This is a genomic window from Pseudomonas agarici (genome assembly GCF_900109755.1).
In the GTDB taxonomy this organism is placed as follows: domain Bacteria; phylum Pseudomonadota; class Gammaproteobacteria; order Pseudomonadales; family Pseudomonadaceae; genus Aquipseudomonas; species Aquipseudomonas agarici.
Map to the genome: position 1 here is coordinate 85,846 of NZ_FOAR01000016.1, position 11,996 is coordinate 97,841.

Annotated in this window: 13 protein-coding genes and 1 other RNA gene; 5 read left to right on the forward strand and 9 right to left on the reverse strand. The window is 58.3% G+C overall.

The features are described from left to right. Nucleotides 1-138: 138 nt before the first annotated feature. Both rnpB and rsmI read right to left on the reverse strand, forming a co-directional pair. An RNA gene (gene rnpB, locus BMX68_RS15855) (RNase P RNA component class A) lies at nucleotides 139-492 on the reverse strand. Nucleotides 493-636: 144 nt separating this feature from the next. Further along, the gene (rsmI, locus tag BMX68_RS15860; protein WP_017132664.1) at nucleotides 637-1,479 is read right to left on the reverse strand and encodes a 16S rRNA (cytidine(1402)-2'-O)-methyltransferase; all 843 of its coding nucleotides are present in this window, start codon (nucleotides 1,477-1,479) and stop codon (nucleotides 637-639) included. Between the two features lie 228 nt (nucleotides 1,480-1,707). Here rsmI and BMX68_RS15865 point away from each other — a divergent pair, with 228 nt between their 5' ends. The 4 genes from BMX68_RS15865 (at nucleotide 1,708) to BMX68_RS15880 (ending at nucleotide 5,334) form a co-directional block, all read left to right on the forward strand. Next, nucleotides 1,708-3,519, forward strand: coding sequence for a penicillin-binding protein activator (locus tag BMX68_RS15865; protein WP_017132663.1), 1,812 nt, complete (start codon nucleotides 1,708-1,710; stop codon nucleotides 3,517-3,519). Beyond that, nucleotides 3,519-3,890 carry a YraN family protein gene (locus tag BMX68_RS15870; RefSeq protein ID WP_017132662.1) on the forward strand — a complete coding sequence of 124 codons (372 nt, stop codon included), beginning with the start codon at nucleotides 3,519-3,521 and terminating at the stop codon, nucleotides 3,888-3,890. The genes BMX68_RS15865 and BMX68_RS15870 overlap by 1 nt, the downstream gene beginning before the upstream one ends. Before the next feature lie 275 nt (nucleotides 3,891-4,165). Continuing rightward, entirely contained in the window at nucleotides 4,166-4,759 is a 594-nt protein-coding gene (locus BMX68_RS15875) for a phosphoheptose isomerase (RefSeq protein WP_017132661.1), read from the forward strand. Then, nucleotides 4,756-5,334 (forward strand): BON domain-containing protein, encoded by a 579-nt coding sequence (locus BMX68_RS15880; protein ID WP_017132660.1) that lies wholly within the window; start codon nucleotides 4,756-4,758, stop codon nucleotides 5,332-5,334. The genes BMX68_RS15875 and BMX68_RS15880 overlap by 4 nt, the downstream gene beginning before the upstream one ends. Before the next feature lie 67 nt (nucleotides 5,335-5,401). On the opposite strand, the gene BMX68_RS15885 is transcribed toward BMX68_RS15880, so the two are convergent. The 7 genes from BMX68_RS15885 to rplM form a co-directional block, all read right to left on the reverse strand. Further along, the gene (locus tag BMX68_RS15885; RefSeq protein WP_017132659.1) at nucleotides 5,402-5,815 is read right to left on the reverse strand and encodes a ClpXP protease specificity-enhancing factor; all 414 of its coding nucleotides are present in this window, start codon (nucleotides 5,813-5,815) and stop codon (nucleotides 5,402-5,404) included. Between the two features lie 11 nt (nucleotides 5,816-5,826). Beyond that, nucleotides 5,827-6,444: a glutathione S-transferase N-terminal domain-containing protein gene (locus BMX68_RS15890; protein ID WP_017132658.1), complete on the reverse strand. Its 618-nt coding sequence runs from the start codon at nucleotides 6,442-6,444 to the stop codon at nucleotides 5,827-5,829. Between the two features lie 184 nt (nucleotides 6,445-6,628). Beyond that, nucleotides 6,629-7,411: a cytochrome c1 gene (locus BMX68_RS15895; protein ID WP_017132657.1), complete on the reverse strand. Its 783-nt coding sequence runs from the start codon at nucleotides 7,409-7,411 to the stop codon at nucleotides 6,629-6,631. Then, the gene (locus tag BMX68_RS15900; protein WP_017132656.1) at nucleotides 7,411-8,622 is read right to left on the reverse strand and encodes a cytochrome b; all 1,212 of its coding nucleotides are present in this window, start codon (nucleotides 8,620-8,622) and stop codon (nucleotides 7,411-7,413) included. The genes BMX68_RS15895 and BMX68_RS15900 overlap by 1 nt, the downstream gene beginning before the upstream one ends. Beyond that, the gene (gene petA, locus BMX68_RS15905; RefSeq protein ID WP_026013244.1) at nucleotides 8,619-9,215 is read right to left on the reverse strand and encodes a ubiquinol-cytochrome c reductase iron-sulfur subunit; all 597 of its coding nucleotides are present in this window, start codon (nucleotides 9,213-9,215) and stop codon (nucleotides 8,619-8,621) included. The genes BMX68_RS15900 and petA overlap by 4 nt, the downstream gene beginning before the upstream one ends. Nucleotides 9,216-9,469: 254 nt before the next feature. Next, the gene (gene rpsI / locus BMX68_RS15910) at nucleotides 9,470-9,862 is read right to left on the reverse strand and encodes a 30S ribosomal protein S9 (RefSeq protein WP_017123589.1); all 393 of its coding nucleotides are present in this window, start codon (nucleotides 9,860-9,862) and stop codon (nucleotides 9,470-9,472) included. Nucleotides 9,863-9,876: 14 nt separating this feature from the next. Next, on the reverse strand, nucleotides 9,877-10,305 hold the full coding sequence (gene rplM, locus BMX68_RS15915) for a 50S ribosomal protein L13 (RefSeq protein WP_017123588.1): 429 nt from the start codon (nucleotides 10,303-10,305) through the stop codon (nucleotides 9,877-9,879). 245 nt (nucleotides 10,306-10,550) lie between these two features. On the opposite strand from rplM, the gene BMX68_RS15920 reads away from it, so the two are divergent. Next, on the forward strand, nucleotides 10,551-11,591 hold the full coding sequence (locus tag BMX68_RS15920; protein WP_017132654.1) for an NADP(H)-dependent aldo-keto reductase: 1,041 nt from the start codon (nucleotides 10,551-10,553) through the stop codon (nucleotides 11,589-11,591). The last annotated feature ends 405 nt before the right edge of the window (nucleotides 11,592-11,996 follow it).

Below are 11,996 nucleotides of genomic sequence, written 5' to 3' on the forward strand. Positions count from 1 at the left end.
TTGGAGAGGGTTTCGCCAGACAAATTTCATGCGACTCAGAAAGTTGAGTCCGAAAGTTAAAGTGATTTGTTAAGAGTAAGATTTTTTCGGTATTACAAATGCATTTCTGCCAGCGATTGCGAGCAGGGAAGGAAAGAGGTGGAGAGTCGATCTGTAAGCCGGGTTCTGTCGAGGACAGTCATTCCTCTACGATGGCCATCACTGGACATCTTTAGCAACCTACCCGGTTCCAGCGCGGGCCACGCCTAGGAACCCTATTTGGTCTTGCTCCGAGTGGGGTTTACCTAGCCACGAACTGTTGCCAGACGTGCGGTGCGCTCTTACCGCACCTTTTCACCCTTACCGGCACCGAAGTGCTTAGGCGGTTATTTTCTGTGGCACTTTCCGTAGGCTCGCGCCTCCCAGGCATTACCTGGCACTCCGCCCTATGGAGCCCGGACTTTCCTCCCCCCCCTAATTTTCATAGAGGGCAGCGACTGTCCAATCGACTCTCCGCCGCGCAGGTTACCGGTACATGACACCCAGGACAAGCTTTAAAGCCGCCACTGTTCCGACAAACCTGGCCATACGACCTCCGAGCACTTTATCTAGGAAAAATCCCACCCCTGCAAGGGATCAGCCCCACATCAACATCAGTCAGTGATTTTTCTGCTTCTCAAGCGCGACCTGATACAACACATTCTTGCGCACACCGGTAATTTGCGCTGCCAAAGCCGCAGCACGCTTGAGTGGCATCTCCTTGAGCAACAGGTCGAGGATCCGCATCGCCTCGCCACCAACCGCATCGTCACTGTCCGGCGCGGTCCAACCGGCGACCAACACCACGCACTCGCCACGCTGTTGATTGCTGTCAGCCTCGACAAAACGGTGCAGCTCGCCCAATGGCAAGCCTTTGAGCGTCTCGAAGGTTTTGGTCAGTTCGCGCCCCAACAACGCCGGGCGCTCAGAGCCGAACACCAGTTCCATGTCCGCCAGGCATTCGAGGATTCGATGCGGCGCCTCGTAGAAAATCAGGGTCCGTGGCTCCTCCTTCAATAGCTCCAGGCGCGAGCGACGACCGATTGCCTTGGCCGGCAGGAAACCTTCGAAGATAAACCGGTCGGAGGGCAACCCCGCCGCCGACAGCGCCGCAATCAGCGCACACGCACCGGGTACCGGCACCACCTTGATCCCCGCCGCACGAGCCTGGCGCACCAGGTGGTAGCCTGGGTCGGAAATCAGCGGCGTGCCGGCATCGGAAATCAGTGCCACATCCTCGCCCGCCAACAACTTGGCAATAAAGCGGCTACCCTCATCACGTTCATTGTGCTCATGACAGGCGGCTAGTGGCGTGGAAATACCGAAGTGCTGTAAAAGCCGCAGCGAGTGCCGGGTATCTTCCGCTGCGATCAGCGATACATCGCGCAGTACTTTCATCGCACGCGCACTGATGTCATCCAGGTTACCGATGGGTGTCGCCACCACATAAAGAGAGCCCATCGCGGAATTCAAAGTACCTGGAGCAGTCAAAGCGCGCACCTCAAGAAGAACAAACACCTATTGTAGCGCGTAGCGGCATGGCCGATACGCTTCACCTACAGCAAGCCCGGCTCTCACAGACACGCTTTGTACGAGCTAATTTAACGGTTTCATGCCAGCAACATCGCGCCCCGGCCAGTGCTTGGGTACAATTCCACGCTAATTTGATCGAGTATCAGGAACACTTACATGATCGCTTGCCTGCGGCTGTTCTCTGCCCTCTGCCTTGCTGCCTTGTTGGCGGCATGCGCCAGCTCGCCCTCTTCCAGCCTTGGCGAACTTCCACGCACCCCGGATGCCAGCATCGAGCAACTGCTCGAGCAAGCCGCCACCAGCAAAGCACCGGACAAGGCCGCCTTGTTGCGATTGACCGCCGCCGACCTGGCTTACCGTCAGAAAGATACCGGTCGTGCTTCACAGATCCTCGCCCAGGTGCCACTGGACTCACTCAAGCCCGCCCAACAGGTGTTCGCCAGCACCCTGGCGGCCGAACTGGCGATGACCCGTAACCAGCCCAAGGCCGCCCTGGCCGCCTTGAGCCACCCGAGCCTGGAACGCCTTGGCGAACTGCCGGTGGAGCAGCAGATCCGCACCCAGACCGTCCGCGCCCGTGCTTTCGAGGCCGATGGCCAAACCCTGGCCGCTGCTCGCGAGCGCATCTTCATCGCGCCGCTGCTCAGCAACGATGTCGCTCACGCCAACCACGAGGCAATCTGGGCACTGATCGCTGCACTGCCGACCGACCAACTGCAGCCGAGCGGTTCCGATGACCTCAGCGGTTGGCTCAGCCTGGCCCGGGCAGTCAAGACCTCGGGCACCCTGGAGCAGCAACAGACCGCCATCGATACCTGGCGTGCGCAGAACCCAAATCACCCGGCCGCCCTGCAATTACCGCAGCCGCTGGTCAAGCTCAAGGAGCTGGCCAGCCAGCCCCTGAACAAGATCGCCCTACTGCTGCCGAACGACGGCCCGTTGGCCTCCGTAGGCAAGGCGCTGCGTGAAGGCTTCATGGCGGCCCACTACCAGGCCCAGCAGGCCGGGCAAAAGCCGCCGACCATCGAGTTCTACGACAGTTCGCGCCTGAGTTCCCTGGATGATTTCTATCGCAAGGCCCAGGCAAGCGGCGTGCAACTGGTGATCGGTCCGTTGGAAAAACCACTGGTCAAGCAACTCAGCGCTCGCCCGCAACTGCCAATCACCACCCTGGCGTTGAACTACAGCGAAAGCACACAGAACCCGCCACAACTGTTCCAATTCGGCCTGGCGGCTGAAGACGAAGCCCGCGAAGTGTCGCGTCGCGCTCGTGCCGACGGCCTGCATCGCGCTGCGGCCATGGTGCCGAAAGGCGAATGGGGCGACCGCGTGCTGAAAGCCTTCCGCCAGGATTGGGAAGCCAACGGTGGCACCGTGGTCGGCGTCGAGCACGTCGATCAACCGGTTGCCCTGGCCCAACAGATTGCCGACCTGTTCCAGTTGCGTCAGAGCGAAGGCCGCGCCAAGAGCCTGCAAAACACAGTAGGCGGACAGGTGGCCGCACAACCTTCGCGCCGCCAGGACATTGAGTTTATTTTCCTCGCCGCGACACCGCAGCAGGCCCAGCAGATCAAGCCAACCCTGAACTTTCAGTACGCCGGCGATGTACCTGTGTACGCCACCTCCCACCTGTTCAGCGCCACGGGCGATATCAATCAGTACAACGACATGAACGGTATTCGGTTCTGCGAAACCCCATGGTTGCTGGATGCCAACGATCCGTTGCGCAAACAGGTCACTGCCCAATGGCCACAAGCCAACGGCAGCTTGGGGCGCCTGTACGCCATGGGCGTTGACGCTTATCGCCTGGCACCGCGCCTGGGCCAACTCAAAGCCCTGCCGGACAGCCGCATCGACGGTCTCTCCGGCAGCCTGAGCATGGATCAGGGGCAACGGGTCGAGCGCCAGTTGCCATGGGCCCAATTCGTCAGCGGCCAGGTCCAGCGCCTGCCGGATACGTTACGCTGATGCCGCAGGGCCTGCACCTTAAACGCGGCAAGGATGCCGAGAGCCTCGCGCTCCGGCACCTCGAACGACACGGGCTGCGCCTGCTGGCGCAGAACTGGTTATGTAAACGCGGCGAGCTTGATCTGGTCATGCTCGACAGCGATACAGTAGTATTCGTCGAAGTTCGTTATAGAAAAAACACCCAATGGGGTGGCGCCGCAGGCAGCATCGATACCCACAAGCGCAAGAAGTTAATATTCGCGGCGCAGTATTTCCTGCAACGCGAGTCACGCTGGGCCAGCCACCCCTGCCGCTTCGATGTGATCGCCATAGAGGGCAACCTGGAAGCAGCACCCCAGTTGAACTGGCTACGCAATGCCTTCGACAGCTGACCTGCGGTTATCGGGCCGGTTACTTTTCATTCAACAATTTTGCTCTTTGCTTTGCGGGCTGCACATTCTTGTGTCGGGCAGCCTCCGGAAAAACCCGGATAGCGCTCGACCCGGCATCTTGAAAAACGTAGCGAGCAAGGGTAAGACAAAAACAGGCGGAGGCGCGGAGTTTATTGATTGTAAATGAGCAGCCCGAGTCTGTTTTTAACGTAGCATTGCCCTGCGCGGTCGTTTTCAAACTGCCTGGCAGCCGCCCCACTTAAGGTCACAATTTGATGGACATGCAATCCCGAATTCGCCAGCTTTTCCAGGCCAGTATCGACACCAAGCAACAGGCGATGGACGTTCTTGCACCTCACATCGAGCAAGCCAGCCAGATCATGGTCAATGCCCTGCTCAACGAAGGCAAAATGCTTTCTTGTGGCAATGGTGGCTCAGCGGGTGACGCCCAGCACTTCTCCTCGGAACTGCTCAATCGCTTCGAGCGCGAGCGACCGAGTCTGCCGGCCATCGCCCTGACCACCGACAGCTCGACCATCACCTCGATCGCCAACGACTACAGCTACAACGAAATCTTCTCCAAGCAGATCCGTGCGCTCGGCCAACCCGGCGACGTATTGCTGGCGATTTCCACCAGCGGCAACTCGGCCAACATTATTCAGGCCATCCAGGCCGCACATGATCGCGAAATGGTTGTCGTAGCCTTAACGGGACGTGACGGCGGCGGCATGGCGTCGCTGCTGCTGCCCGAGGACGTGGAAATCCGCGTCCCCGCCAACGTCACCGCACGTATCCAGGAAGTCCACCTGCTGGCGATCCACTGCCTGTGTGATCTGATCGACAGCCAACTGTTCGGGAGTGAAGAATGACCGTTAATCGCCTTACCTTGCTGGCTCTGACCCTGTGTCTTGGCCTCAGCGGTTGCAGCTCGGTATTGACCGCAACCCGCGACGAGCCGATCAATGATAATCGGGGAACCCGCACCTTCGGCAGCAAGATCGACGATTCGCTGATCCAAACCAAGGTCGAAGTGAACGTAGCCAAGGCCGACCCCGCCCTGGAGGTGTCTTCCCATATCGTCGTGACCAGCTTCAACGGCATCGTCCTGCTGGCCGGTCAGACGCCTAGCGAAGAGCTCAAGGCCAAGGCCGAACAAGCTGCCGCCGCGGTTCAACGGGTGAAGAAAGTGAACAACGAACTGCAGGTCCTTCAGCCCTCCTCGTTCGCTGCCCGCAGCAACGACGCGTGGCTGACCAGCAAGATCAAGGCACAGATGCTGACCGACAGCGCCATCCCCGGCTCGCGTATCAAGGTGGTGACCGAAAACGGTATCGTGTATTTGCTAGGTCTGCTCACCCAACAGGAAGCGACACGCGCCACCAACCTGGTGCAAGGTGTTGGCGGCGTACAGAAAATCGTCAAACTCTTCGAGTACATCGACTGATCCGACATCCCGGCGTAAAAAAGGCGCCTCATCGCAGGCGCCTTTTTATTCCTTCGCTACCCTCCTATTACTTCACCACCTTCAGGCTCGGCCTACCACTTGGGCGCGGCGGCTCCGACCCCGACGGTGGACCGTCATCATCGGGCTCGACCTCTTCAACCTCCTCCGGGGAGGACTCCAGGTCGAACACCATGCCCTGGCCATTCTCTCGGGCGTAGATCCCGAGAATGGCACCGATAGGCACGTACAGCGTATGCGGCACACCACCGAAACGCCCTTCGAAACTGACCGCTTCGTTATCCATGTGCAAGTGACGCACGGCACTGGGCGAAACATTCAACACGATCTGTCCCGCGCTGGCAAAACCCTGCGGCACCTGGACCGAGGGGTACTCGGAATTGACCAGTATGTGCGGGGTGCAATCGTTATCCACTATCCATTCGTACAGAGCACGAACCAAATAAGGACGACTGGAGTTCATTAAACTGCTCCTTAGCGCATATCGCGTTCGACACCAGACAGACTTGCCTGGAAGGCCTCACGCGCAAACTGGCGCTCCATATAATCGAGCAGCGGCTTGGCCGGCCGCGGCAATTCAATACCCAGAATCGGTAAACGCCAGAGTATCGGCAATAGACAGCAATCCACCAGACTTTGCTCCTCGCTGAGGAAAAATGGCTTGTCGGCGAACAACGCAGAAACCCCGACGAGGCTCTCGCGCAACTCCTTGCGAGCCTGCACGCGTGCCGGCTCCTTGGTCCGCGGATCCAAGATCAGGTCCACCAGCCCACACCAGTCGCGCTGGATGCGGTGTATCAGCAGCCGGCTATTGGCCCGCGCCACAGGATACACCGGCAGCAATGGCGGATGCGGGTAGCGCTCATCCAGATATTCCATCACCACCGTCGACTCCCATAACGCCAGGTCACGGTCGACCAGGGTTGGCAGACTGGCGTAAGGGTTCACTTCGATCAACTTCGGCGGCTGACGCCCCGCCTCGACGCTGATGATCTCGACGCTGACACCCTTCTCCGCCAGCACGATACGCACTCGATGGGAATAGTGATCGGCGGGGTCGGAGTAACAGGCCAACCGGTTGGTCACGCCCATGGCGGTCCTCCTCGCTTGTTGAAATTATCGGAAACGAAAAAAGCGCGCGCCCAAGGAGGGCCTCCCGTAGCGGCAGAACAGGCGGTAGATGAAACCGTTGCCGGCTTCATCTTGCTGGTCCCACTTGCTACATCTTCAGAGGCACCCTTGGGCGCGCACGATTGACAGTTATATTACAACGTTATCAGTGCACATCCTTCCAGTATTCGCGCTTGAGCAGATAAGCGAACACGAAGAAGAAGGCCAGGTACAGCAAGACGTAGGTACCGATGCGCTGATGTTCCAGCTTCACCGGGTTGGCCGAATAAGCCAGGAAGGTTACCAGATTCTTGACCTTCTCATCGAACTGCTCGTCAGTCAGACTACCGCTTTTGGGCACAATGGTGAGCTGATCGCACGCCTCATGGGTCAGTGGCGTACCGGTCAACGGATCATACTGCTTCTTGCCGTCCTCGATGATCTGCACCTGCTTGCAACCGACAACCTGACGGCCTTGCAGGCCCACCAGCACGTTGGGCATACCGACATTCGGCAAGACCTTGTTGTTCACGCCCCACGGACGTGCCGGATCCTCGTAGAAGGACCGCAGGTAGCCATAGAGCCAGTCGGTGCCACGCACCCGCGCCACCAGAGTCAGGTCGGGCGGAGTCGCACCGAACCAGGCCTTGGCGTCCGCCGGCTGCATGCCGATGTTCATGTGGTCGCCAATCTTGGCACCGGTGAACACCAGATTCTTGAGCATCAGGTCATGAGGAATCCCCAGGTCATCGGCCACGCGCTCATAGCGCTGGAACTTGGCACTGTGACAACCCATGCAATAGTTGGCAAAGGTCCGTGCGCCATCCTGCATGGCAGCCTTGTCGGAAACGTCGATATCGACCTTTTCAAGTGGCGGACCGCCATGTTCGGCGGCAAAAGACAGCGCCGGCAGAGCCGCGAGGATCAAAACAGCGAATAGTTTTTTCATCAGCTAGTCACCCTTTCCGGAACCGGTTTGGTCTTTTCGAGCCGGGTGTAGAACGGCATCAGAATGAAGTAGGCGAAGTACAGGAAGGTGCAGACCTGCGACAGCAATGTACGCTCGGGGTTTGGCGCGAGAACGCCCAGCACCCCCAGGATCACGAAGGAAATGCAGAACACCAGCAGCCAGATCTTGCTCATCCAGCCTTTGTAGCGCATGGACTTGACCGGGCTACGGTCAAGCCATGGCAAGACGAACAACAAGGCAATCGCGGCGCCCATGGCGATCACCCCCATGAGCTTGTCGGGAACCGCACGCAGGATCGCGTAGAACGGCGTAAAGTACCAGACAGGAGCGATATGCTCCGGCGTCTTGAAGGCGTTGGCTTGTTCGAAGTTCGGTTTTTCGAGGAAATATCCGCCCATTTCCGGGAAGAAGAACACGATGGAACAGAAGATGAACAGGAACACCACCACGCCGACGATATCCTTCACGGTGTAGTACGGATGGAAGGCAATGCCATCCAGCGGTACGCCGTTTTCGTCCTTGTGTTTCTTGATGTCGACGCCATCCGGGTTGTTCGAACCGACTTCGTGCAAGGCCAGCACGTGCAGCACCACCAGGCCGAGGATCACGATCGGCAGGGCCACCACGTGCAGGGCGAAGAAGCGGTTCAGGGTGATCCCGGAAATCAGGTAGTCACCTCGAATCCACTGGGTCAGGTCATTACCGATGACTGGGATTGCACCGAACAGCGAAATGATCACCTGCGCGCCCCAGTAAGACATCTGGCCCCACGGCAGCAAGTAGCCCATGAAAGCCTCGGCCATCAGCGCCAGATAGATCAGCATGCCGAACAACCACACCAGCTCGCGTGGCTTTTGGTACGAACCGTAGAGCAGGCCACGGAACATATGCAGGTAGACCACGATAAAGAACGCCGAGGCGCCTGTAGAGTGCAACACGCGCAGGATCGCACCGTACTCGACATCCCGCATGATGTATTCGACAGAGGCGAACGCCTCTTCCGCCGAAGGGGTGTAGCTCATGGTCAGCCAGACACCGGTAACGATCTGGTTGACCAGTACAAGCAGGGCCAGGGAGCCGAAGAAATAGAAGAAGTTGAAGTTCTTCGGCGCGTAGTATTTGCTCAGATGGTCTTCCCACATCTTGGTCGCGGGGAAACGCGCATCAACCCAATCCATGAACTTGCTCATTGCGCGTTCTCCTTGTCGACGCCGATGACGATCAGTTCATCGGACTCATAGGAATGCGGCGGAACCGGCAGATTCAAAGGCGCGGGCTGGGACTTGTAGACGCGCCCCGCCAGATCGTAGTGGGAGCCATGGCAAGGGCAGAAATAGCCACCTACCCACTTGGGCCCCAGATCGGCAGGTGCCACTTCCGGACGGAATGTCGGCGAACAACCCAGGTGCGTACAGATACCGATCAGCAGGAGGATTTCCGGCTTGATCGAACGCGTTTCTGGATCAACATAGGTTGGTTGTGTCGAGTTCTTGGACTGGGGATCGGAAAGTTGATCTTCGATCTTCTTCAGATTACCCATGATTTCCGGGGTTCGGCGAACAATGAAGACCGGCTGGCCGCGCCATTCAGCAATCATCTGCTGACCTGGCTCGATCTTGCTGACATTCACTTTCACCGGTGCGCCCGCGGCTTTCGCCTTGGCACTGGGAAACCATGACCCCACGAACGGGACCGCAGCCCCTACCGCTCCTGCAGCCCCTACCACGGACGTGGCTGCTACGAGGAAGCGACGTCGGCCTGCATTCACGCCGTCATTGCTCATTCAGTCCTCTCCCATCAGCTTTGTGGCCTGTTAAATCAGGCGTCTACTAAGTAAAAATCTTGTACTTATAAAAATTTTGCAGAATGGTAATGAAAAGCCCCACCTCTGACAAGGTAATTACCGGACCCACACTGCCCTGAGCCTTGGAGTATAGGGGGTCTACGGATGTGGCAAGTTGTCACAGCAAATATTTCGCCCATAAAAAAAGCCCGGCTCCACAAAGGAGCCGGGCTTCTTCCGACGCAGAAAGCGAATTAACGCTTCGAGTACTGCGGACGCTTACGCGCTTTACGCAGACCGACTTTCTTACGTTCAACTTCACGGGCATCGCGAGTGACGAAACCAGCCTTACGCAGGGCGCTGCGCAGAGTCTCATCGTAGTCCATCAGGGCACGGGTGATGCCGTGGCGGATTGCACCAGCCTGACCGCTCACACCACCACCGATGACGGTGACGTAAATGTCGAATTTTTCGACGGTCTCGGTCAGTTCCAGCGGCTGGCGAACTACCATGCGGGCAGTTTCGCGACCGAAGAACGTGTCCAGGGTGCGGTTGTTGATGGAGATGTTACCAGTACCTGGGCGCAGGAAGACGCGCGCGGTCGCGGTCTTGCGACGGCCAGTACCGTAATTTTGAGTCGCCGACATATTGAACTACTCCGTTAAATCTTCAGTTCTTGAGGCTGCTGAGCGGTATGAGGGTGTACAGCGCCCGCATAGACTTTCAGCTTACGGTACATGTCGCGACCCAGCGGGTTCTTCGGCAGCATGCCTTTGACCGCGGTCTCGATCACGCGCTCTGGCGCCTTGGCGATCAGCTTTTCGAAGTTGATCGACTTGATGCCACCCGGGAAACCGGAGTGGGAGTAGTACATTTTATCGGTGGTTTTAGCACCGGTAACACGAACCTGCTCGGCATTGATGACAACGATGTAGTCACCGGTGTCAACGTGCGGAGTGTATTCAGCTTTGTGCTTGCCACGCAGGCGGCTCGCGATTTCGGTGGCCAGACGACCCAGGGTCTGACCAGCAGCGTCGACGATAAACCAGTCGCGCTTAACTGTTTCCGGTTTAGCAGTAAAAGTTTTCATTCTTTATAGCCTCAGGGGCCGCCTGTAAATAAGACGGCGGATCTTACTGAATAGTGCGTACTTTGACAAGGTCAAAGGCAGCCGGATACAGACGCTTTCGGGGGCTCGGGTCGGCGCGTCCGTTCAACGGCAAGATTCTTTGGCGGCGGCGCATCACTTCCACTGCATAAAGAGGTGCGCAATTATGCAGATTGCGAAAAATTTTTCAACCTGCTTTTATGCTTGTTTTCCTACAGGAGCCTCCAATGGATTATCGACAGCTGGGTCAGACCGATCTGAATGTGAGTGCAATTTGCCTGGGGACCATGACCTGGGGCGAGCAGAACACCGAGTCCGAGGCTTTCGCCCAGATCGAGCGGGCCAAGGCCGCTGGCATCAATTTCATCGACACCGCCGAGATGTACCCGGTGCCGCCCAAGGCCGAAACCTACGCCAACACCGAACGCATGATCGGCAACTGGTTCAAGCAGCGCGGCGACCGCGCCGACTGGATCCTGGCGAGCAAGATCGCCGGGCCGGGCAACGGCATCAACTACATTCGCGACGCCAGCCTCAAACACAACCGCCAGCATATCGTCCAAGCCCTCGACGCCAGCCTCAAGCGCCTGCAAACCGACTGGATCGATCTTTACCAGTTGCACTGGCCGGAGCGCAGCACCAACTTCTTCGGGCAACTGGGCTACAAACACAAGACCGACGAGGACTTTACACCGTTCGAGGAAACCCTCGAGGCGCTGGACGAGCAGGTCAAGGCCGGCAAGATCCGTCATATCGGCCTGTCCAACGAAACGCCTTGGGGCACCATGAAATGCCTGCTTGAGGCCGAGCGTCGCGGCTGGCCGCGGGCAATGTCGATCCAAAACCCCTACAACTTGCTCAATCGCAGCTTCGAAATCGGCCTGGCGGAAATCGCCCTACGAGAACAGTGCGGCCTGCTGGCCTATTCGCCGATGGCGTTCGGTTTCCTGTCGGGCAAATACGAAAGCGGCGCACGTCCGGACAAGGCTCGCCTGACGCTCTACAGCCGCTTCAGCCGCTATTTCAACCCGCAGTCGCAAGCCGCGTGCAGTCGCTATGTCGCCCTGGCCCGCGAACACGGCCTGGACCCGGCGCAGATGGCCCTGGCGTTCGTGACCCAACAACCGTTCGTAACCAGCAACATCATTGGCGCGACCACTCTCGAACAACTGGACAGCAACATCGCCAGCGCCGCGTTGAAGTTGTCTGACGAAGTTCTGGCCGGAATCGAGGCGATCCACAAGGATCATCCGAACCCCGCACCGTAAGCACGCTCCCGGGCCGGGCCGAAATTTGTGGCGAGCGGGCTTGTCGAAATGCCGCTCACCACAAGCGCCGTAATGCAGATCGATAACCGCACTTCCCCCAACTGAACAAGGAAAGGCCCCCCTCCCGCTCGAGAAACCGGCGCACGCCGCTGCAAAAAAGCTCGTGCCCGGAACTGAGCAGGGTTCGACGACCATGCGCACACCTTGCAAACACGCTGAAGCCGGGATGGGTTCACCGCGCCTATGCCAGTGTTTTACGTTGAACCACTGGACACATGCGACAAAAAATAAGACGATCCAGCCGTCTGTTGACCACTTTCCCCTATAAGAATAATTGAATTATGGCTAACGCTCTCTCGACGCCCCTACGGCGCGTCAGCATCCTGGCTATCGACCGGGTATTCG

Coding starts and splice junctions, on each gene's coding strand:
- rsmI (WP_017132664.1), bottom strand. CDS start 1,479: ATGGGCTCTCTTTATGTGGTGGCGACACCCATCGGTAACCTGGATGAC.
- BMX68_RS15865 (WP_017132663.1), top strand. CDS start 1,708: ATGATCGCTTGCCTGCGGCTGTTCTCTGCCCTCTGCCTTGCTGCCTTG.
- BMX68_RS15870 (WP_017132662.1), top strand. CDS start 3,519: ATGCCGCAGGGCCTGCACCTTAAACGCGGCAAGGATGCCGAGAGCCTC.
- BMX68_RS15875 (WP_017132661.1), top strand. CDS start 4,166: ATGGACATGCAATCCCGAATTCGCCAGCTTTTCCAGGCCAGTATCGAC.
- BMX68_RS15880 (WP_017132660.1), top strand. CDS start 4,756: ATGACCGTTAATCGCCTTACCTTGCTGGCTCTGACCCTGTGTCTTGGC.
- BMX68_RS15885 (WP_017132659.1), bottom strand. CDS start 5,815: ATGAACTCCAGTCGTCCTTATTTGGTTCGTGCTCTGTACGAATGGATA.
- BMX68_RS15890 (WP_017132658.1), bottom strand. CDS start 6,444: ATGGGCGTGACCAACCGGTTGGCCTGTTACTCCGACCCCGCCGATCAC.
- BMX68_RS15895 (WP_017132657.1), bottom strand. CDS start 7,411: ATGAAAAAACTATTCGCTGTTTTGATCCTCGCGGCTCTGCCGGCGCTG.
- BMX68_RS15900 (WP_017132656.1), bottom strand. CDS start 8,622: ATGAGCAAGTTCATGGATTGGGTTGATGCGCGTTTCCCCGCGACCAAG.
- petA (WP_026013244.1), bottom strand. CDS start 9,215: ATGAGCAATGACGGCGTGAATGCAGGCCGACGTCGCTTCCTCGTAGCA.
- rpsI (WP_017123589.1), bottom strand. CDS start 9,862: ATGTCGGCGACTCAAAATTACGGTACTGGCCGTCGCAAGACCGCGACC.
- rplM (WP_017123588.1), bottom strand. CDS start 10,305: ATGAAAACTTTTACTGCTAAACCGGAAACAGTTAAGCGCGACTGGTTT.
- BMX68_RS15920 (WP_017132654.1), top strand. CDS start 10,551: ATGGATTATCGACAGCTGGGTCAGACCGATCTGAATGTGAGTGCAATT.